The 22,010-nt window shown below is 68.5% G+C and carries 8 protein-coding genes; all 8 read right to left on the reverse strand.

Going from position 1 to position 22,010, the window contains the following annotated elements; genetic code table 11:
- Nucleotides 1–324: 324 nt before the first annotated feature.
- Nucleotides 325–12,699 (reverse strand): filamentous hemagglutinin family protein, encoded by a 12,375-nt coding sequence (locus AC5P88_RS09025; protein ID WP_495224824.1) that lies wholly within the window; start codon nt 12,697–12,699, stop codon nt 325–327.
- A gap of 185 nt (nt 12,700–12,884) precedes the next feature.
- The gene (locus AC5P88_RS09030; protein WP_106548643.1) at nt 12,885–14,054 is read right to left on the reverse strand and encodes a substrate-binding domain-containing protein; all 1,170 of its coding nucleotides are present in this window, start codon (nt 14,052–14,054) and stop codon (nt 12,885–12,887) included.
- Between the two features lie 347 nt (nt 14,055–14,401).
- On the reverse strand, nt 14,402–15,601 hold the full coding sequence (gspF, locus tag AC5P88_RS09035; protein WP_495224825.1) for a type II secretion system inner membrane protein GspF: 1,200 nt from the start codon (nt 15,599–15,601) through the stop codon (nt 14,402–14,404).
- Between the two features lie 7 nt (nt 15,602–15,608).
- Complete coding sequence (gene gspE / locus AC5P88_RS09040) at nt 15,609–17,042, reverse strand: type II secretion system ATPase GspE (RefSeq protein ID WP_495224826.1); 1,434 nt, start codon at nt 17,040–17,042, stop codon at nt 15,609–15,611.
- Complete coding sequence (gene gspD, locus AC5P88_RS09045) at nt 17,039–19,420, reverse strand: type II secretion system secretin GspD (RefSeq protein ID WP_106548646.1); 2,382 nt, start codon at nt 19,418–19,420, stop codon at nt 17,039–17,041. The genes gspE and gspD overlap by 4 nt, the downstream gene beginning before the upstream one ends.
- A complete protein-coding gene (locus tag AC5P88_RS09050; protein ID WP_106548647.1) occupies nt 19,417–19,944 on the reverse strand; it encodes a type II secretion system protein M in 528 nt (175 codons plus the stop codon). The genes gspD and AC5P88_RS09050 overlap by 4 nt, the downstream gene beginning before the upstream one ends.
- Nucleotides 19,941–21,104: a type II secretion system protein GspL gene (gspL, locus tag AC5P88_RS09055; RefSeq protein WP_495224827.1), complete on the reverse strand. Its 1,164-nt coding sequence runs from the start codon at nt 21,102–21,104 to the stop codon at nt 19,941–19,943. Before gspL ends, AC5P88_RS09050 begins: the two co-directional genes overlap by 4 nt.
- Nucleotides 21,101–22,006: a type II secretion system minor pseudopilin GspK gene (gene gspK, locus AC5P88_RS09060; protein WP_495224828.1), complete on the reverse strand. Its 906-nt coding sequence runs from the start codon at nt 22,004–22,006 to the stop codon at nt 21,101–21,103. The genes gspL and gspK overlap by 4 nt, the downstream gene beginning before the upstream one ends.
- Between the last annotated feature and the right edge of the window lie 4 nt (nt 22,007–22,010).

The following is a 22,010-nucleotide window of genomic DNA, read 5'->3' on the forward strand; positions in this document are numbered from 1 at the left end:
CGACCGTTGGTCGGCATTGTTGTCGGCCGCCTCATCCACGCATGGCGTGGATCTACTGCCGGGTGGGTGCCTGCATCCACGCATGGCGTGGATCTACCGCGCCTGCCGCCGGGTGCGCTCCTGCACCCGGCGGCGCCGTGTCGGTGGTCCTCACCGCGGATGGCCGCTCCCTGCCCTCGGTGCCGTCCTGGCTGGGGCCGCCACCGTTCCGTGGCGGCTGGCCCGATGCTGTCCGTTCTTCCGGCCTGGTCGCATCCACGCATGGCGTGGATCTACACCGACCAAGGTGGGTGCCGACCGTTGGTCGGCACGGTTGCAAGATGCCTACCGGCGCTGCGTGCCCTCGTCGCGACTTGCCTGCGGGAACTGGAAGGCACTGTTGGCGTCATAACCGCTGTTGGCAGTGTTGCCACGCGCCGGCGGATTGATGGCGCTGGTGCCACTGCCGAAGCCGAGGATCTGCACGCTGATCACCGATGGCTGGTTGCGCCGTGCATCGTCCTGGCTCTTGCGCATCACATCCTGTGCCGCTTGGCTGGCGCTGTTCGCTGCCGCACTGGCCGAAGCCAGCGCATTGACGTTCACCGTGGCCAGCACCGGCAGGCCCCTGCTCTCACCCTGCACCTGGATGTTGGCGGCGTTGAGCACCTGCAGTGCGGCCAGGTTGATGTTGCCCGAGACGCGGATGCCCGCCTCACCCGCGTCGATGGTGCCCAGCGGTGCGATCAGGTCGACATCGCCCGGCGGCACTTCGGGAATCGGGTCCAGCGTGGCGAAGCCGGCGCCGCTGACCGGTGCAAGCGGTGACAGGCTGACGTTGCCCCAGCGGTCGTACAGTCGGCGTGGCGGGGTATACACCAGCGTGGTGCGCGAGCCCCGGCCCGCATTGATATCGCCCTGTTCGGACCAGGCCAGGATGTCACCACCGAAGGTGGTCATCACCCGTGACAGGCCCAGCAGCACGCTGTCCTGGCTGAACAGCCGGATGTCGCCCTGACCTTGGGTCACCAGGCCTGCACTTGCCGGCGGCGCCTCGCCCACCACGCCCACCACGATCTGCCCGCCCGGCGCCATCAGCTCGATGTTGCCACCGGCCTCGGTGCGCACGCCGGCGCCGCCATACATCACGATATCGCCGGTGCGCTGGATCGTCGTGCCCGCTGCATCCTTGTCCGGCATCAAGGTGGCGATGGCCTCGCGGCCGCGCAGGTAGGAGCCCACGCGCGGGCCATCGGCATCGGTGTACTCGCGGCCACCCTCGCGCAGTTCGGCGTAGTAGACCTGCCGCAGGAAGATGCGCTGCTGCTCCTGCGGCAGCGTGTCGAACAGGGCCAGTGCCTGCGCGCCGTCAGCGCTGATGTTGAAACGCTCCAGCAGCCACTGCTTCAGTTCCTTGTCATAGACCTTGACCACCTTGCCCGGCTGCGACGCCAGTGTCTGCGCGGGATCGGCCAGCCGGGTCGCATCCAGGTAGCGTGCACGCACGGCGCCGAAGTCGATCTGCTGGTTGCCGGCGGTCATCGCGATGCTGGCACCGGGGCGCGTGTCGCCCTGCACCAGACCGCCGCGGCTGACGATGCTGCCGCGGTCTTCCTGGCGCAGCTGACGGCCGGCGCTGACATCGACATTGCCGCTGCCGTACACGGTGACGTTGGCATGCACGATGTCCCGCCCGGCCTGCAGCACCGTGACATCGCTGGCACTGTTGTTCAACGCAAGGACGGTGCTGGACAGGATGTCCTGGCCCGCACGCAGCTGCACCGGCGCAGCCACATCCATCCACTCGCGAACGGTGCGGCTGCTGCCACTGGCGGCGTTCAGCATCCATCGTTCGCCCGTGCGCAGACCGATGATGTCGCCCGAGCCTGCGTAGAAGCGGTTCGGCGTGCCACCGCCGGTGCGTGCCACCGCCAGCATGGGACGGTTCGGCCCAAAGGCGAACAGCGGTATGGCATCGCCCCATGTGGGTACCCGCGCATTGATGCCATCGGGCGAACTATTGCCGAGCAATTCGGTGCCCTTCGCGTCCCGTGCGGTGAACACCGGATCGAATGGGGATGGCAGGCGCGTGTCCGCACCGGAGCTGCTGATGTACGGCGACCGATCGCCGGCGATGATCGAATCGCCCGCCAGCAACTGCAGGCTGCCCGTAGCGGAGGGAGCGGTAAGCAGTACGTTGTTCTCACCGCCTTCGCCCAACTTGATGTCGCCGCTGGTGGCCTGTACCTGCAGCCTGGAGGGATAGATCCAGTAGGCGAAATTGTCGCCGGTGGATTCCGATCGCAGATTCTGCCCCGGGCTGCTGGCATGCGCTGTCAGCGGGGTGGCGTCGCCGCCGAACGAAACCAGATTTACTGCCGTGGCCGCGGTCCACAGCGAGAAGCCGGTAGTACCCGCCGCAAGACCGCCTCCCGCCAGCGCCACCTGCGGCGCATTGAATTGCACCACACGGCCAGCATCGGCTACGCCGCCCAGGATGACGTCGCCCCGGGCCTGCAGGTTTGCCACAGCGTCGCCCAGCACCAGCACCGGGCCACCCATCGCCTTGCCACCGAAAGCGCGGAACGGATCGCTGGGACGCAGGCCACCGCTGGGATCAGCGTACTGGGAGATGCCCACGGCACTGCCACCAATGCGGGAAGCCTCAAGACTCAGGCTGCCGCGCAGGTTCGTGAATGTGCCATTGAGTTCCAGGTCCTGCTCGTTGCTGACGTGATTGATCGTAGTGGCCATCAGGTTCGGGTTGAGAGCACCACTGGCGCGCAGGCTCAGATCGCCACCACCGGTCAGCACCAGCCGCCCATCATCGACACGTCCGGTCGAGCCCACGGCTGCGTTGATCGCGGTGGAGAAACGGGTGCTGCTGGTGTTCTTCAGCGCATCACCCTTGGCCTCGGTCACACCGGCATGCCTGCCCGCATCAATCTCCAGATTGCCGCCCCCCAACGTACCAAAGCCGGTGAAGCCAATCATGCGTGGACTGGGGTTGGAGAAGGTGGACGCATTGGCGTAAGTGCCGAAGTTGATCCACCAGGCGACAGGCTGCTGCTCGACGCCCGCAGCCGCACCTGTGCCCTGGCGCCACAGCCAGTTGGCAACCGCGCTGCTGGCGTGGTTGGCCAGGTCACCCGCCGCCGAGCCGGCCGACGACAGCGCACCCCATGTTGCCCCCGTCACGTCGCGGCCGGCCGCGATGCTCAGGTTGCCGCCGTGATCCGGATACCACGCGCGATAGGCGGCAAGTGCGGCGTCATAGTCACCGCTGGACTGCTGCAGCCCGAGCAGCGCCTCGCGTCCAGACGCCGGCGCGCGCTCGGACTGGAAACGGGCATCGAGGCCATCACCCAGCGCGGTCGGCGTTCCCGCGGTATAGACGCCGTACACCGAGCGCATCGACAGATCGCGGCCGGCCATCAACTGCAGGTCGCCACTGCCGGTGCGCAGCACGCTCCACAGCGGCGTGCCATGTTTCGGTTGACCCACGGTCGCCACGTCACGCATCTCGCCGGGCATCACGCAGATGCCCGAGCTGACCGAACCGCACAGCTCCTCCTCGGTCATCCCGAACATCTCGGCGATTTCCTTCACGGGCATGCCGACCAGCGACGGATCGCCCATTTCATCGGCACCTTGCGCCGTGAACAGGTAAGGTGCCGCCTCGCAGCTGCTGCCAGCCGCGCAGATCGCGGACTCGGACTTGCCCAGGTGCTCGGCCAGTGCCTTCACCGGCTTGCCGACCCAGCTTGCATCCACACCTTCGCGCTGCGCGCCCAGGGCGGTCACGCGCTGTTCGCGCACGAACGTGGAGACCATGGTCGCCGCACGCACAACGCCGTAATGGGTGTCAGCCAGTACCAGATCGCCGCTGCCATTACGCCGCGCACGCGGGTCGGCCGCCTCGGTATCGGCACCAGCGACAGCGGTCAGATCCCATGAGGTAGTGCCCTCGGGCAACATCTGCGCCAACGCCCAGTTGCGCCCCTGTCGGCCATCGCTGCCCACCGGGCGCAGGTCGATCGGTTGCCCGCCGGCCAGCTCCAGCGTGGTCATTGCCGGAATCAGCGAACCTCGTGCCAACGGCGTGCGCGCCGCCAGTCGCAGCTCCGTCGGCAAACGCGCGCCGGCCGGCCAGGTCGTGGCCCTTACGTTGGCCTCGCTGCGCAGCTGGAAGCCCGCGCCCAGGCGCGAACCGGCGGGCAGTTGCAGCGCCTGCGCCAGCACGCTGCCTGCGGCATGCACCTGGCCATCGGCCAGCGTAACTGCGGCCGGCAGCAAGTAACCTGCCGGCAACGTAAGTGCCTGCCCCAGCGTCATCTCCACCGGCAACGTAGTGCCGGCAGGCAGGACCGCATCGCGGACCGCAATCGCGTAGTTCAGCACGGCACCCGCCGGGAAGCGCGTGCCTGCCTCCAGTACGACGTTGTCATTGGGCACCAGGATGTCACTGCCGAACGGGGTCATGCCGGCACCGAAACTCTGTCCGGGCACCAGCTGCCAACCGCGATCATCCGGGCTGGCCGGTGGCGGCGCAAAGCCGTCGTTGATGCTGCCATGGACGAACAGGTCGCCGGCTGCGCGCAGGCGCAACGCACCCGCTTCACCGAAGCCGCGTCGCGCCGGGTCCTGTCGATTGGCCTGCGGCCCGTAGCGATAGCCGGAAAGATCGATGTCGCCGCTGACGGTCAGATCACCATGCGGATTGCTGGGCGAGATCGCGCCGACGACATCCACGCCGGGACGCAGGCGCACGGTCCCCAGTGTGGCCAGTCGTGCCGACAGCCCGGCATTGCCCAGCGCGGCGTTCATCCATGCACTGTTGGCCGGGTCGACCACTGTATCCAGCCACGACTGGGTAACCAGCTGGCCGCGTCGGCCGTTCACATCCGCTGTGTCAGCCAGGGGTGCGTCGTCATAGCGGCGCACGCCGGTCACGAAGATATCGCGCGCGCCGAGCACCTGCACTCCACTGCCGGTAGCGACGCCGGCATCGTCGCTGCCCACTCGCGGCACGTTCAGCACGAACGTGCCGCGGGTACGTCCATCGTTCTGCCCTGCTCCGGTACCGACGGCCACGCCGGTGCCACTGCGCAGATCGATCCGCGCCGCCGAACCCAGCTGCACGCGTCCATCGCGGCTTTCCAGCTCGACGATGGCGCGGTTCGGGCTGTCGATGATCTTGCCATAGCTGTCCACACGCAGTGCCGTGCCGTGGGCGTCCAGGCTGCCGTCCACTTGCAGGCCATCGCGCGCGGCCAGGCGGATACTGCCGACCTGGTCGCCACTGGCGTCGATGCGCCCGACCACCCGCAGCGCGCCGCCGTCGACGCTGATATCCACCTTGCGCGCTTTCACTTCGTCACCGATCAGCAGATCGCCCTGCTTGATCTGGAAGCTGCGCGCGCCGGTGACACCGTCGCGGGTGAGGCGCTGGTTGAGGCCACTGAAGTCCGCCAGTTCGCGCGCGCGCACCACCAGCTCACCGTTCTCGTACGGCACCCGGCTGCCACCTGCATCCTGCGTACCGCTGGCCTGGCCCAGCAGCTGGCCCGCCAGATCGACACGCCCGCCGGCAGTGCCGAGCGCGGTCACGCTGAGGCGACCGGCGCGGTTGTTCTGTGCCGACAGGTCGATCCGCGAGGCGGCGTCACTGCGTACGTCGCCGTCCGTTGCGGTCAGCGTGACGTCACCGCCGACACTGTAGGTATCCACATCGAACAGGCTGACCTTGCGCCCGGCCAGATCGAGATCGGCGCGGCTGCCAAGCTGCACCGAGCGGGCCGCCGTGGCCGCCAGGCGGCCCGAGGCGAGGGCGATGCGGGTGTCGAGGAAGATGTCGTCGGCGTCCAGCGTCAATTCTGCGCCCAGTGCATCGGCCGCCGTGGAGGCGCCCGCACCGTGCACGCGCAGCGTGCCACCCGCAGTCACCGCCAGCTTCGCGCCTGCTTCCGCCGTCACCAGCGGCGCCTGGATATCCAGATTGCCACCGCTGTAGGTCCAGCCCTTGGCGGGATCATAGGCGCCCTGGAACTGGTGCACATTCAACGCACCATTACCGGCGAAGACCACCTGCTGCGCGGCACGCAGGTTCACTCCGGAGAAGCCGAGGACCTGTCGCCCGGCCACCACCTCCGAGGCGGGCCACGACTGTGGCGCCGGGCCGAGCCGCAATGTATCGGCAATGATGTCCAGCTGACCGCTGCCAAGGCGGTCGACCATCGCCGCGCCGCCGGGCTGCGCGGCATTCGAATCGGCCAACCCAGTTGCGGCGAGTGCACCGGCCCAGGTGAGGTTGCCGGCGAAGATGCGGGCACGGTCGCTGCTGTTGCCATAACCATGGATTGCCGGTGCGCCCAGCACCAGCGTGCGCAGGCTCGACTTGCCGGTCGCGCTGTCGCGCGTATCCAGATCGACACTGCCGAATACATTGATCGACTCGGCCGCCGAGAGCTTCAGCGTCTCCAGTGCCGGTGCGCCGGTGGCAGTATTGCCGCGCAGCAGGGTCGTCAGCACCTGCTGGTTCATCATCATGCCCGGCGGCAACGCAGCGGCCGCGGCGGCCTGCGCGATGGCGTCGTCGCTGCCCAGATTGATCGCGGCCACACTCACGCCGAGCTGGCGGGTGCCATAGCTGGCCGCATCGCGCAGCTGCAGGCTGCCATTGGTGGCGACGTTGATGCTCCCCTCCGACACCAACCGTGCCTGCCCGGCACACTGACGCCCTGGATCACAGGTGCCGATATCGAAGCTGACCAGCGACGGATCGGTTCCCTCGCGCAGCGGCGCGGCCAGCAGATCGGTGCGCCCGTTGGACACCACCATCACCCCGCCCTCGGCCTGGTAGTAGAACCCGGCGTCGGCGGGCAAGGGAGCGGCGCCGCGACCCAGCGTGTCGATGCCTGCGCCGGCTTCCACGCGCACACCGGTGCCACCGGCAACCGCCCCCAGAATCACCTCCGGCGCGCGCAGGATCGCGCCGTCCCGCAACACCAGGTTCTGTCCGACACCGGCCACCTGCAGGCGCTGGTTGCTGGTAGCGCGGACCTGTGCGTTGAGCACAAGGCGTGAGGGCTGCAATGCGTTGAGCACGTCGGCCTCGATGGTAGCGCCAGTGCCGGTGGAACCGGGCGTGCGACCGGCCGCCACCACTTCCAGCTCGCCCAGCCGGTTGACCAGGTTCACCTCCACCGAACCGCCGATGCCCGCGCTGCCCGCTGCCGGCGCAAACCGGGTCTGGCCCTGGAAACTGAAAGCCGGCGTGCCGTCCCTGCCGGCGCCATTGCCAAGCCCGAGGCGCAGCGTGCCGGCATCGACGGTCTGCCAGCCGCGCGGCGTGCCCAACCGTTGCGCCGACGCGGTCACGAATGCGTTGTAGCTGGTCTCGTTGTAGCTGGAATGCCGGCGCACGGTATCGGCCGGGGTCAGCAGCAGCGTGGTCAGCAAGGGCGAACGCAGGCCACCCAGCGTCGACCCCGTATGTCCGCCGACCATCCAGGAGCCGGTGCCGGTGGCCAGCGGTGCACCGATGCCAAGCGCGCCGGTGCGCCCCAGCTCCACCCGGAACGCGCCCTGCTGCAGCGCGAAGCTGGCCGGCAGCAGGGTGTAGGTGCCGGCCGGCAGTCCAGGCACGCCTGCGGGAATCGTGATCTGCTGGCCAATGCCGGGGTCCAGCGAGCCGTCACTCAGCCCCAGCGGCGCCGCACTGCCGGTGTAGCCCGGCAGGATCGCGTACACCGGGCTGGCCGATTCGCTGAAGCCGTAACGTGGATTGGCATCGGCCAATGCATGGCGCAGGATGTCGACCGAGCCACCGCGCCCGCTGACAAAGGCGGCACCGGTCAACTCACCACCGCCGGAGAGATCCAGCAGCGCCCCTTCGGCCACCTGGGTACGGCTGCTGATGATGGCGATGCCCTTGGGGTCCGCGCCGGCCCCGGCACCGCCTACCGGCAGTACGGCCTGGACGTTGCCGTCCCTGCGCCAATCCACGCCATCGACGGTGCCACCGAACGGCACACTGAGCCCCGCGCCGCTGGTGGAGGTCACGCTTCCGGGCAGCAGCGCCACCGAGCCGGCCCGGCGCCCGTCGGCATCGGTACCGCCCAGGGTGATGGTGCCCAACGGCGCCCGGAGGATGCCGCCCTGCTCGATGGTCGCCGCCACCACGGACAGGCCGCCGGACACCGACAACGGCAGGGCCGGAACGGCACCGCCAAGACCATGGATGCGCACGATGCCGTCGGCATCATCCCAGCGGCTGATCGCACTGCCCGGCTGCGACACACCGGCCGCCAGCAGGCCGCTCGCACCGGCCACCGGGTACAACTGCGCTGCGGTTACGTCCAGGCTGCGCGGCGCGACCAGCTGCGCGCCGGTGCCGCCGATCGCTGCACCACTGCCCAGGAAACGCATATCGCCACGGCTGCGCAGCTGCACGTCGTCGAATCCCGCCAGCCAGGTGGTATTGCGCAGGTCGATCAGGTCCGCGTCCACGCTGAAGCGGTGCTGGCGACCGGTATCCACCGCCACGACAGCGGTATTGACCCGGTTGTCGCCTTGCATAGGCAACCAGCTGCTCTGCGCAAGCCGCACGTAGGGCGCGCTCAGCGCCAGCAGGCCGCCAGCGCTGCCGCCCGGCAGCATGCCCAGCCCATCCTGTTGCAGGCCGTGGAAGCGCAGGCTCTGGCCGAGGCGCACTTCCACATCGCCTTCGGCGCGCACGTTGCCGAACAGCGACAGATTGTCGAAGCCACCGGCACCGACCTGCGCCGCCGACAGGCGTGCGTGGCCGTACTGCAGCTGGGCCGGTACGGTCTGCTCCCGATCATCCTGGCTGAGCACGATGGCGCGCGGCGCCAGCACCTCCTCACTGGCACCACGCGCATGGCTGCTGCCACCGAAGGCGATGCCCAAGGTGCCGCCCTGCGCGCCGGCGCCGCCTGCAGCGGCCTGCAGAGCGCCCTGCAGGTACAGCGCGTTGGCCGAGCGCACCACGATGGTGCCGCCATCGCTGGCCACGTCCTGGCGGCCGCCGCCATCGATGTCCAGCGGCACCGAACTGCCATTGGCCAGCAGTTTCGCACCGCGCTCAACCACCACGAATGCATCGACCGGCCGGTCAGGCACGTTGTCCTGGCCGTCCCAGTCGAGCGCACCTCCAACCTCGATGCTGCCCCCCTTGCGCACCTGCCCGCGCAGGCGTCCACCGGCATCGCGCGCAGTGAAGGCGTCACCACTGACGTCGAGCACACCCTGCGCACCGATGCGGTAGGTGCGCTCGTTGCGCTGCGAATCGAACAGGCTGGTCGGTTCGCGAACATCGTCCAGGCGGATGCGGCCACCCGCCGCTTTCAGGCCGCCTTCTACCGTGATGCTGCCCGCCCCGCGCAAGGTAATCGACTGGCCGGCATCCACACTGACCAGTGCGTCGCGACCGATACGCAGATCGCCGCCGGCCTCACCCTGCTGCGACCGCAGCGTCAGACTCGCGCCGTTGCGCTGGCTGAGCCGGCCGGTGATCGGGTCCGCGCTGTACAGCGGTGCCGACCAGGCCTGCAATGCGTCGTGCCGGTCGCGTGCCTGCATGGCTGTTTCGGCCAGGCGCACGCCAGGCATGCCTACGGCGACGATGGCCCCGTCCGCCACCTCCACGCCTTGTTGGCCATTGATGTCGTAGCTGCCGAACCCCCTGTTGAACAGGGTCTCCTGCAGGGTGAGCGCAGCGTCGACCGGCTGACCGCCGATCACGATACGTCCGCCATCACCCAGCGACAGCACGCCGCTGCCGGCGCCGAGCGCGCTCAAGCGTGCATCGGCGGACAGCTGCAGGCGGCCGACCCGTCCACTGCTGTCGGCCACGCTCGCCGCCTGCAGGCTGACGTCGCCGCCCTTGCCGATCGTGACCTTGCCCTTTGCATCAACGCGACCGCCGCCATCGACGTGCACGTCGCTGTCCGGCACCACGACATCGTGACTGTTCTGCAATCGCAGCTTGCCGCCGTCGGTCCACGCCATGCTGGGGCTGGCCGCCGGTTCCAGCAACGCATTGACCCAGCGGCCACTGAGATCGATGTGCGCGCCCTCCGCCAGGGCCACGCGTGAACGGCCCGCCTGCAGAAGCCACGCAACCGGCGCGCCGACGCGGCTCAGCTCATTGCCCGCCTGCACCTGTCCACCTGCGATCTGGATGTCACCACCCAGCAGTACATCGGCGGCAGTGAGCACCAGCTGGCCACCGTCCTGCAGACGCAGCGGACCCTGCACCGCGATGCTGCCACCGCTGGCCAGGTCGATGCGCCCCCACTGCTGCGCGCTGAGCTGGTTGGCATCCAGCCATAGCGCATTGCGTTGTTCCGCCTGCAGCGGTGCCTGCAGGGACACGTCGGCGGCTGGCAAACCACCATCGACGATACGCACCTGGGTGTCGAACACCGCGTTGCGCCCGTTGCCATCGTAGCGTCCGAGCCACAGCTGGGCATTGCGCGCCACGGCGGTCTGCGCCTGCGCGTAGCCGTCGCGTGCAGCATCGGGCGTCTTCGACTGCTGCGCACCTTGGAACGTATCGGTGATCACCTGGCCCTGCAGTACCGCACTGGGCGCGGACACCAGCAGACGGCCAGCGTCGCGACCCACGGTATAGCCGTTCTCCACCCGTTGTTCGGCACCGATCAGCGGATTGCGGAACACATCGGTGGTTCCCCAGCGCTCCTGCTTTACTTCAAAGCCCCGATACAGGCCGTCGTAGCGCATCTCGGCCGGCGCATCGTCCAGCTGGTACAGCTGACCGTCGGTGCCACGCAGCCAGCTCTGCTTGATGGCACCGCTCTGCACATCCAGGCTGCCGCCGGCCAGGTTGATCCTTGAACCCGCACGGGTGACCACTTCGCTGCCGGACAATTGCACGGTACCGCCCTGCGCGGCCCATTCGCCAATGGAATGGCCCTGGTTGTCGAGATACCCCCCGACCTCCAGCAGGCCACCACCGGCATACCAGCGCTCGGCGGTGTTGCCACCGGTGCCTGCGGCCACATGCTGCAGCTGGCGGCGATCGATCCAGACCTCGCTGCTGATCAGCTTGCCGCTGTCGCGGTTGTCGGGCGAATCACGCAGCTCGTTGCCCTGCACCTTCACCTGGACGTTGTTGCTTTCCATCGCAACCCGCACGCCCACCGCACCGGACACATCGATGCGCGCGGCATTGCCGGCGTACGTCCGGCGCGCGGCTTCGGCCACCACCTGACCGCCGGTGGCCAGGGTCAGCGAGCCATCCTGGAAGTTCACGTCGCCGCCGGAAACGATTTCCACGCGTGACTGGTCGCGCCGGTCCTGCATGCGCGAGAGGTTGTCGAACGTGCCGGTGCTGCTGGCGCCGCGCAGCAGGTCCTGCTCCGCAGACGCCTTGACCAGCGCATCGCGGCGGCTGTCCAGTGCCGTGTTCTTGCCATCGTCTTCGATCAGCACGGCCGTGGTCGCGCCGCTGGCCAGGGTGACCGTACCTGCGCGATCGCTGATGGCGTTGAGCAGGTGCACCGTGCCGCGCTGGTCCAGGGTGGTGGTGGCCACGGCTACGCCGGCCTGTTCCACCGTGCGCCCGGCGAGCGTGATGTCGCCCTCGCGCGCCTGGATCAGGCCGCTGTTGCGCACGCTGCCGGCATTGCTGCCGGCGGTGATGCGCGGCGCGATCTCGTTGCCGGCCGTGGTCGATGCGGTGTTCTGCGCGGTACCGACGCCGCGGCGAATCACGAATGAGTCGCCCGCAGCCAGCTGCGTCTGGCCCTTGCGCGTCTCGATCTGCCCTGCATTCTCCACGGTGTGGCCGGCCAGCAGCACATAGCCACCGCCGCGGGTGGCAGAGGCGGGCGCCTGCGTGGTGATGCGCGCGCCCTGCTCGACCAGCACCTTGCCGAAGGCATCGGTAAGCGCGGCGCTGTTGTTGTCGGCACTGTACAGGCCGTTGTCACGGAACTGGCCATCGCTGATCCGTGTCGCTGCCGCGACCAGATTGCCGACGTTGACCTGGCTGTTGTTGCCGAACACCACGCCATTGCGATTGACCACGAACACGGTGCCGTTGGCCTTCAGCTGGCCGAGGATCTGGCTGGGACGCGCGCTCGGATCATTGACCCGGTTCAGCACCGCCCAATCCGCATTCTGTTTGAAATCGAGCGTGGTGTTGCCGCCGATGTTGAAGGTCTCCCAGTTCAGGATGGCCTTGTCGGCGGTCTGCTCGATGCTGACCTGCACCTTGCCGTCGCTGCCCTGCGACTGGATCGCTTCACGCGCATTCACCCAGCCACGGGTCAGCGGACTCTCATCCACCTTCAGGCCATCCTTGCCGAGACCATCGGCCACCACGAAGCCGGATGCACGCTGCTGCGTACGAGCCTGTTCCTGCAGGCGCTGCTGCAGCGCAATGGCCTGCGCAGCCGTGCCCAGATTGTCGATCGACTGCTGCAGTTTCTGCCGGGCGGCATCCTGCTGCTGGGCCGGCAACTGGAACGGGATCGGCACACCGTTGGGCATGCGCCCGCTCTGCGCGGCTGCGCCCTGCGCCGCCCCACGCTCGGCGAACCAGCCCGGCGAAAATGCCTGCTGCGCCTGCGCAGGCAGCATCGGCGTGGCGCCCAGTGCAAGCGCGATGGCCCAGGCCATCGGATGGCGGTGCGGCGCAGTGTGCGGAACAGGCGTGTGCGAGTGCGACATCAGGACCTCGAGCGACCGACGGACGGTCTGCGGCATAGGAGAGATTCGACTGCCCGCAGGCACGGCCGGGCGCTACCAGATAGACGGCCCCTGCGCCGGAAAAACGACAGTGTCTTCACAGACCGCGGAACCAAAAAAAAGGCGCCGACCTCACGGTCGGCGCCCTGTTCAGCAGGTACGGAGGATCAACGGCCGATGCCGGCGCAGGTGCTGGCGTTGCCCAGACCGGTGGCCGGGGTGGCCGAGATCAGGTTGTTGGCAACGGCTTCACGCCAGGTCTGGGTCAGCGGGATGAAACCGTGCGCACGCACGGCGGCATCGTTGTTGCCATCCACGCCCAGGTTGTAGTGCTTCTCCAGGAAGGTACGCACGGCCTGGCGCTGCGGCAGGGTGCGGTAGCACTGTGCGAACAGCAGGTTGGTGTAACCGGCGATCGGGTAGCCGGCGGTCGGGTTGGTGAACACCGGCACCCACTTGGCCGGGTTGGAGATGTCGGCACCGGTCGGCGGGGCGATGGTGTTCAGGGTGGCGGCAACGCTCACTTCATCCGGCGAGAAGCCCTTCACCTTGGCAATCTTGGTCGCGTCCTGCAGGTTCGGGATCACGTCCGGGCCGACATAGCCGATGGCGCCGGCAACCTGGTAGACACGGTTGTACAGCGAGGTGCCGCCGGTGGCCGGAGCCGCTTCCAGGAAGGCCGGCAGGTTGTTGTTGGCATCACGGGTGAACAGATCGGCGAAGGTCGACTTGACCTGGAACTTGCCGCCGACCAGGCGGGTGGCGCTGAGGTCTTCGTTGACGCAGGCGGCGGTCAGGAAGCGGGTCAGCAGCTCGCTGGTGCCGCTGCTTTCACCGCGGTAGATGACCTTGATGGCGCCGCTGCGGGCGCTGTCCAGCTGCGACCAGTCGTTGATCTTGCCCGAGAACACGCCGCAGATCTTGGCCACGTCCAGGTTCAGATCGCCACCGGCCTTGTTGTACGGCACGGTGACCGAGGTGGCGACCGACGGCAGCTGCAGCACCGGGCCGAGCGTGCCAGCCAGCGCCGAGCCGTTGTAGTTGGTGATCTCGGTGCTGCTCAGCACGGAGTCGCTGCCGGCGAAATGCACGTTGCCGGTGCCGTTGGCGATGAACAGGCCGATGGTGTTCTCGAGGAAGGCCTTCTTGCCGGTGCCCGAGCCGGTCACGGCGTAGCTGAAGTTGGCCGGCAGGATGCTGTCGGCCTGGCCCTTGTACAGATCGGCCGGCAGCGAGGCGCCGCCACCGTTGATGAGCGACTGCTGGGCCGAAGCGGCACCGGCGGTGGCGAGCAGCGCGGTGGCAACCAGCGCGGCCAGGGTCTTGTACTTGTTCATGATCTTCTCCTGAAGGGTTTACTGCGAAGGGAAACACCAAGGGAGGAACGGTCACTACACGCCTGCTGCCGCCGAGGGCCTCCCAGCCCACTCTGCGGCGACGTGGCTATGCTGGTCGCCGCCGATGACAGGCCGCTTAAGAAACCTGTGGAAGATCGAAAAAAGGTGTGGAGGATTGTGTGGAGAATCGGCTGGATGGAATCGACTTGATGGAATCTGTCGGGTAAAGCCGACTGTGTAGAGTCGACTGTTAGTCGACTACCCTTCACACGCAGTAGCAGTACGAAGCACGCGCTCTGCGCGCTAGTCGACTAACAGTCGACTCTACCCGTGATGCGCGTTGCGCATCACTGCACCAGCTGATTCATTTCCATGATCGGCATCAGCACGGCCAGCACGATCGTCAGCACCACGCCGCCCATCACCAGGATCATGGTCGGTTCCAGCAGCGCGGTCAGCGCCATCGCACGACGCTCTATCTCGCGCGAGATCGTCTGCGCGGCGCGATCCAGCAGCGGCGCCAGCGATCCAGTCTTCTCGCCGCTGGCCACCAGGTGCACCAGGATCGGCGGATACACCTTCTGTACTTTCAATGCAGAACCCAACGCAGCGCCTTCGCGTACGCGCGCGGACACGTCATCGGCGCAGCGCGCCAGCAGCGCGTTGCCCAAGGTCTGCCGCGCCGCCTCAAGTGCACGCAGCAGCGGCACACCGGCATCCAGCAGGATCGCCAGCGTCGAGGCGAAACGCGCGCTGTTCACACCCAGCACGAAGCGCCCGACCATCGGCGCCCGCAGCAGCATCGCGTCCCAGCGCAGGCGAAGCTCGGGCGTGCGCAGGGCCAACCGCCAGGCCACCACCAGCGCCGCGATGCCCAGCCCCACCCACACGCCCCAGCTGCGTACGAAAGCACTGGCCGCCAGCATCACCTGCGTGAGCATCGGCAGCGTCTGCCGCGCCTGCACGAACGCGGTCACCACCTGCGGCACCACGTAGCTGAGCAGGAAGATCACGATCGCCACCGATACCAGGCTGATCGCCGCTGGATAGATGAAGGCGGTCAGCACCTTGGCCTGCAGCGCATTGCGTTCTTCGATGTAGTCAGCCAGGCGCTCCATCACCCGCGCCAGATCGCCGGAGTCTTCACCTGCACCCACCAGTGCTCGATAGATCGGCGGGAAATCACGCGGCCGCGCGGCGAGTGCCACGGTCAGGCGCTGGCCAGCACGTACATCCGCACGCACGGCAGTAAGTGCATGCGCAACATGCGGGCGCTCGGCCTGCTCGATCACCGCGCTCAAAGCACCTTCCAACGGCAGGCTGGCGGCCAGCAGGCTGGCCAGCTGGCGCGTGGCCCAGGCCAGCTCGCTGGCGGACAACCGGCGAGCACCCCAACCATGGCCGGCACTGCGCGCCGCACTCACCTGCACAGGGGTCAGCCCGCGCCCGCGCAGCAGCTGACGCGCACCGCGCGGGCTGTCGGCGTCCAGCTGTCCTTTCTCGATGCGGCCCTGCGCGTTGGCAGCCTGGTAATCGAACAGTGCCATGCAGACCTCAGTCGTCGCCGGTGACGCGCAGGATTTCTTCCAGCGTGGTCACCCCGCTGTCGACCCAGCGCTGGCCGTCCTGCCGCAACGTCCGCATGCCGGCGCGCCGCGCGGCCTCGCGCAGCGCGGGCTCGCCCTGCCCTTCATGGATCAATGCGCGCACGCGGTCGTCGACCACGAACAGTTCGTGGATGCCGGTACGACCCCGATAGCCGCTGTTGGCGCAGGCCGCACAGCCCACCGCGCGCCACACGGTTCGGCCTTCGCCATCCACCTCGGCACGCCGGCACTGCGTGCACAGCCGGCGCACCAGCCGCTGCGCCAGTACGCCGCGCAACGACGAGGCCAGCAGGAACGGCTCCACGCCCATGTCGGCCAGGCGGGTCACCGCCGAGATCGCATCGTTGGTGTGCAGCGAGGCCAGCACGCCATGCCCGGTCAGTGACGACTGCACGGCGATCTGTGCGGTTTCCAGGTCGCGGATCTCGCCGATCATGATGGTGTCCGGGTCCTGGCGCAGGATCGCGCGCAGCGCGGTGCCGAAGCTCATGCCGATGCGTGCATTCACCTGGATCTGGCCGATGCCAGCGAAGTCGTACTCCACCGGATCTTCCACGGTGAGGATGTTGCTGGTGCTGCTGTCGAGCTGGCCCAGGGCAGCGTACAGCGAGGTGGTCTTGCCGCTGCCGGTCGGTCCCGTCACCAGCACGATGCCATGCGGCTGCCGGATCAGACCGGTGAACGTGGCCAGCGTATCGTCGGCCATGCCAAGGCGCTGCAGCTGGAGGCGACCGGCATCCTTCTCCAGAAGGCGCAGCACGGCACGCTCGCCATGCCCGGTCGGCACGGTGGAGACACGGATGTCCAACGGCCGGCCGCCCACGCGGATCGCAATGCGTCCATCCTGCGGCAGGCGCTTCTCGGCGATATCCAGGTGCGCCATGATCTTGATACGCGACACCAGCGCCGCGTGCAGTGCGCGCCGTGGCTGCACCATGTCACGCAGCGTGCCGTCCACACGGTAGCGCACCACCGAATGGGTCTCGAACGGTTCGATATGCAGATCGCTGGCGCCATCGCGCGCGGCCTGTGCCAGCAGTGCATTGATCATGCGGATCACCGGTGCATCGTCCTGTGCATCCAGCAGATCGGTGACCTCCGGCATGTCCTGCATCAAGCGGTCCAGATCGACTTCGCTTTCAGCGGCACCGACCACGGCAGCGGCGTCGCCGCCGTCACGGTACTGCTCCCCCAACCGCTGCTGCCAGGTCGCGGCATCCAGTGCCTGGAATGGCAGCGGGCCGTGCCGGCGCCGCAGTTCGGCCACGGCCCACGCCGCAGTGTCGGCGGTGCCAAGCAGTACCGGCTCGCCGCCAGCCTCGGACAGCATCACGCCATGGCTGCGCACCCACGCGTACGGCAACGGCGCGGCGGCGCTCACGGCCCGATCACCAGTTCCGGCGTGTAGCCCAGCCCGCGCAGCTGCTGCAGCGCTGGGTCCAGCGTCGCCGGATCGCGCGGCAATCGCACGCGTAGGCGTTGCCCACTCTCACCAGGCGTCGCCTCGGCGTAGGCCTGCAAGCCCAGCGCACGTACCTGCGCTACGCCCTGACTGGCACGCGCCGGGTCCAGCCCCTGCGCGAACTGCACCAGCTGCGCGTCGCCGTCACCGGCCGGATACAACGCCGCCAGGCTGGTGTTCTGCAGCGGCTGGCCCTGTCCATCGCGTGCATTGCCCTGGCCGAGTACGGACAGGTCCTGCGGTGGCAGCTGCGGCGCCGACAGCGCGGGCAATGCCCAGCTCTGCACCGGCTGCGCGCCGGCCTGCGCATTGCGCATGTAGTCGTAGCGGTCCCGGGTCAAGCGCTGTCCGGCGGCCGGGTCGCGTACCACGTGCGGGCGCAGGAATACCATCAGGTTGGTCTTGGCGCGCTTGCGAGTGTCGCTGCGGAACAATGCCCCGAGCACCGGCAGCTTGCCCAAGCCTGGCACCGCATCGCGCCCGTGGCTGACGCTGTCTTCCAGCAGGCCGCCGAGCACCATGATCTGGCCATCATCCAGCAGCACGCTGGTGTCCAGTGCGCGCTTGTTGGTGATGATGCCGGCGGTGCTGTTCGCGCTCTGCGCATCGATGCTGCTGACCTCCTGGTAGATGTCCAGCTTCACCGTGCCACCTTCCGAGATCTGCGGTCGCACTCGCAGCTTCAGGCCCACATCTTCGCGCACGATGGTCTGGAACGGGTTGTTGCTTCCGCCGCCACCATCGGTCACATAGCGCCCGCTGACGAACGGCACTGTCTGGCCGACCATGATGCTGGCCGCTTCGTTGTCCAGCGTCATCAGGTTCGGGGTGGACAGGATGTTGGCACCGCCCTTGCTCTGCAGCGCATTGGCCAGCGCCTTCATGTTGAGGATCTGGCCGACACCGGGCAGGTTGATGGTGCCGTCGATCACGCCGATCTTCAGGCCATCCTTGGGCAACACGTCCAGGGTGGTGCGCGCGCCGGTATTGAGCCCGCTGCCGCCGGTGGCGCCGCCGAAGTGGGTGCCGCCGAAGGTGCGTCCGTTGCCCAGCATCCACTGCACGCCCAGCTCGGCGGCGTCGGTCTGGTTGACCTCCACGATCAGGCTTTCCACCAGCACCTGCGCACGGCGCTGGTCGAGCTGGTCGATCACCCGTCGCAGGTTGCGGTACACCGGTTCCGGCGCCGAGATCAGCAGCGTGTTGGTGGCCACGTCGGCCTGTACCGAGATGCCGTTCTGGCTGAAGCCGGTGCTGCCGGCGTCGATCGGGTCACGCCGGCTCGGGTCCAGCCGCTGCGATTCCAGTGCGTTGCCGCCGGTCTTGGCCTGCTGCGGCTGTGACGGCTGTGCGGGTGTGGAGCGGTTGGCGTCGCCAGGCAGCGGCGTGATGCCTTCGTTGCTGCCCATCGCCGGTGCATCGCTCTGGCCGGCCACCACACCGCGCAGCACGCCGGCCAGCTGGTTGGCCTGGGCATTGCGCAGATAGACCACATGCAGGTTGCCGGACTCGTCCTGGGCACGATCCAGCTTCTCCACCAGCTGCCGCGCCAGGCGCGTGCGGCCGGGGCTGCTGGAGCGCAGCAGCACGCTGTTGCTGCGTGGATCCGCCATTACCACCACCTTCTGGCTGGGCTCGGCGCCCTGGGCATCCAGCAGCGGCGCGACCATCGCCGCCACGTCCACCGCGATGCCCTGCTGCAGCTTCACCACGTCGGTGTCCATGCCGGCCGGCGTATCGACACTGGCGATCACCCGCGCGATGCGCTCCAGGTTGTCGGCATAGTCGGTGATCACCAGGGTGTTGTTGCCCGGATTGGCGGTGATCGGGTTGTCCGGGCTGATCATCGGCCGCAGCACCGCCACCAGCGCGGCCGCGTTCTCATAGCGCAGCGCAAAGGTGCGCGTGGCGACCTCGCCCCCTGCACCGCCGCTACCGACCCGGCCACCGAGCAGCTTGGCGTCGGCCTGCGGCACCACCCGGCTGACCCCGCCGTTCTCGACCACCGCGAAGCCGCGCATGCGCAGCGCACCCAGCAGCAGCTGGTAGGCCTGGGTCCGGCTGACCGGGCCATCGGAAACCACCGTCATCTTGCCGGTCACCCGTGGGTCGACCAGGAACTGACGCCCGGTGAAGCGCGCCGCCATGCGCAGCACGCCGCCGATATCGGTGTCCACCAGGTTCAACTGCACCGGCTCATCGCGGGCGTCCTGCGCCAGTACCGGCGCAGGCGCGTGGGTCACGCAGAGGATCAGGGCCAATGCGCTGCTGCAGGCAAGGCTGCGCATCGCCCTCATGGACGGGCACCCGCGGTGGCCACCATCACGATGTTTCCGGAAATCCGTGCCGCCGGCATGTTCGCGTCCCCTGTCCGTGTCAATTGCAGTTGCTGCAGTTCGATGGCCGGATCGGCCAGCACCGGCAGCAGCCAGTTCCATAGCGCGTCGGCGGGCACCGCCTGCACCTGCAGGTGCCAACGCCCGTCGCGCGCTTCGATATGCAGGCCGCCGGCAAGGCCGGCGGTCTTGATTCCATCGCGCACCCCGGCCAGTGTCGGGTGCTGGCCCTGCGCCTGCTGCTGGCGCTCACGGGCGCGCAGCAGCGGTGCCAGTGCGCGCGATTGCGCCTGCAGGCGAGGTAGCTCGGCCTGCCAGTGCGTTCGCTGCTTCAGCAGTGGCTCCAGCCACAACGACCACAGACCCGCCACCAGCAGCGCCGCCACCATCACCCACAGCATCAGCCGGTCGCGCGGGGGCAGGCGTTGCCAGCGCTGCCGCAGGCCCGCCAATCCTTCGCCCAGTCGCAGGGTTCGGCTCGTCATTGTCCGGCTCCGCTGACCCGCAAGCGTCCGCCGGCGTCGCGCGCCAGTTGCAGGCCCTGCGCCCGCACTGCTTGCTGCCAGTGTTCGAGCCGCTGTGGATCATCGGCCAATGACTGGGCATCGGCATCCAGCTCCATGTCCAGCTGTCCGGGCTGGTAATGCAGGCTGCGCACCTGCCCCGCCAGCTCCGGCACCGCCTGCAGCGTGCTGGCAACCTGACGCTGCAGCGGCGGCAGCGGCGGCGCCGGTGGTGGCACCGCAAGTGCTCGCCTCGCCTGCAACACCGGGTCCACCACATCGGTGACCTCCGGGAAGCGTGCGCTGAACTGCCGCGCCATGTCCTGTTGCAGCGCCTCACCTTCGACCTGCCAACGCGAGACCTGCAGCTGCAGGCCGAGCGCGGCCAGCAGCACCGCCGCAAACGCCAGGCCGATCGCCAGTCGCGGCGCTTGCCGATCCGCACCGGGCAGCGGCAATGACCATCCCGGCAGGGGGCCACAGGCCTGCCGTGCATGCGTGACAGCGGTGGCCGGCACGCTGTCCGGCCACGCCGGTGGCACGCTGTCGATCCATTGCACGGCCCGCACGCCGGCCTGTTGCAGGCGCACGGCCAGCGCCTGCATCACCGCACACGCATCGCGTCCGCCATGCCATTGCACGAACCCCCGATCGCGCCCACTGCGCACCAGCAGGTGCTCGCCGCTGACCTGCAGCGTGGCGTGGCCGTCCTGCCACGGCAGCAACAGCGGCGTCGGGTACAGTGCCTGCAGTTGCAGCGCACACGCACCCAGCAGCTGCTGCGCCTGCACGATCGCCTGCTGGCCGAGCCAGGCCACCGGAACCGTGCCGTCCGCCGCCTGCGCACCGTGGGCCAGCGCCACCTCCTGCAGGTCATCCAGCAGCATCGCCTCCACCTCACCCTGCAGTGCCGACTGCAGGCGGCGCCCGGACAACGGCGGCAGCTGCAGTTCCAGCAGGATCAGGTCGTCCGGATCGAGGCAGGCACGCACCGCGGCCTGCGGATGCCGCAGGCCCAGCGCCGCCAGCGTGTCGCGGCCGTGCGCCAGCACCTCGCCCCTGTGCAGCTGGGCCCAGTCCACCGCGCTGTCGGCGCGCAGGCGCTCCAGCGCCGGCAGGCGCACCCGAAGCTGCACGTTCATGCGCCGATCCTCGTCCACACGCGTTGCACTCGCACCCCATCGTCGCGGTACTCGCGCCAGAGCAGCGCGCGAAAATCAACCGCGCTGCCGTCAGCCTGCACCTGGCCGACGGCCAGGAACCACTCACTATGGATACCCAGGGGAAGCACGGCCATCTGTTCGTTGCTCAGTTGGAGGCGGTTGGCGATGTCGCCGCGATTGAGCAGCCAGTGGCCAGCGTCGCGCTCACCGAGCAGCGCCTGCAACCGTGCCGGCTCGACCGCAGGCGTCACCGCCTGCAGAACGCTCAGGTCGCTGGTGTTGGCGTTGACCAGGGTCTGCGCTGGCAGCACCACGGTGCGTCGCACCAGCGCCTGCAGCGCCATCGGGTCGGCACCAGGCAGCGCCTGCTCGATCAATGATTCGCGCGGCAGCGGCGCCTGCGCCTGCATGTCGCCATCGCGCAGGCGTGCCTGGATGTGGTCCGCCGCGGAGGCACAGGCACCCTGCCCCAACCCCTGCCCGGCGCACAACGCAACGAAGGCGCGTCGCGCTTCGGGATCCGGCTGGCCATGGGCCAGCAGATTGCGCAGGTTGAACATCGACTGGGCATCGACCAGCTGCAGCTGCACCGGCAACGGCGCCTGCAGCTCCAACGGGCGTGCCCAGCGCCCGCCGCGCACCGTCGTCAGCTGTTCCTTTACATCCTCACGCAGCTGCTGCGCTGCACGCTCCAGCGTGGCGTCCACCGCCATGCGCACCTGCGCGCGCAACTGGTCGCCACGCAGCGCTCGCAGCTGCGCCGCCTGCCGGGTCAGCAGTGCGGTGGCAATCACGGCCACCAACGCCACCACCAGCAGGGCGACGATCACCGCCATGCCACGCTGGCGGATGCACGAGACCGAACGCGCCCGGGTTGCCATCGGT

Source organism: Stenotrophomonas sp. YJH_SMC_8 (genome assembly GCF_059371315.1).

Bases quoted from the DNA above. Each gene is read 5' to 3' on its own strand.
- AC5P88_RS09025 (WP_495224824.1), bottom strand. From the start codon at position 12,699: ATGTCGCACTCGCACACGCCTGTTCCGCACACTGCGCCGCACCGCCAT.
- AC5P88_RS09030 (WP_106548643.1), bottom strand. From the start codon at position 14,054: ATGAACAAGTACAAGACCCTGGCCGCGCTGGTTGCCACCGCGCTGCTC.
- gspF (WP_495224825.1), bottom strand. From the start codon at position 15,601: ATGGCACTGTTCGATTACCAGGCTGCCAACGCGCAGGGCCGCATCGAG.
- gspD (WP_106548646.1), bottom strand. From the start codon at position 19,420: ATGAGGGCGATGCGCAGCCTTGCCTGCAGCAGCGCATTGGCCCTGATC.
- AC5P88_RS09050 (WP_106548647.1), bottom strand. From the start codon at position 19,944: ATGACGAGCCGAACCCTGCGACTGGGCGAAGGATTGGCGGGCCTGCGG.
- gspL (WP_495224827.1), bottom strand. From the start codon at position 21,104: ATGAACGTGCAGCTTCGGGTGCGCCTGCCGGCGCTGGAGCGCCTGCGC.
- gspK (WP_495224828.1), bottom strand. From the start codon at position 22,006: ATGGCAACCCGGGCGCGTTCGGTCTCGTGCATCCGCCAGCGTGGCATG.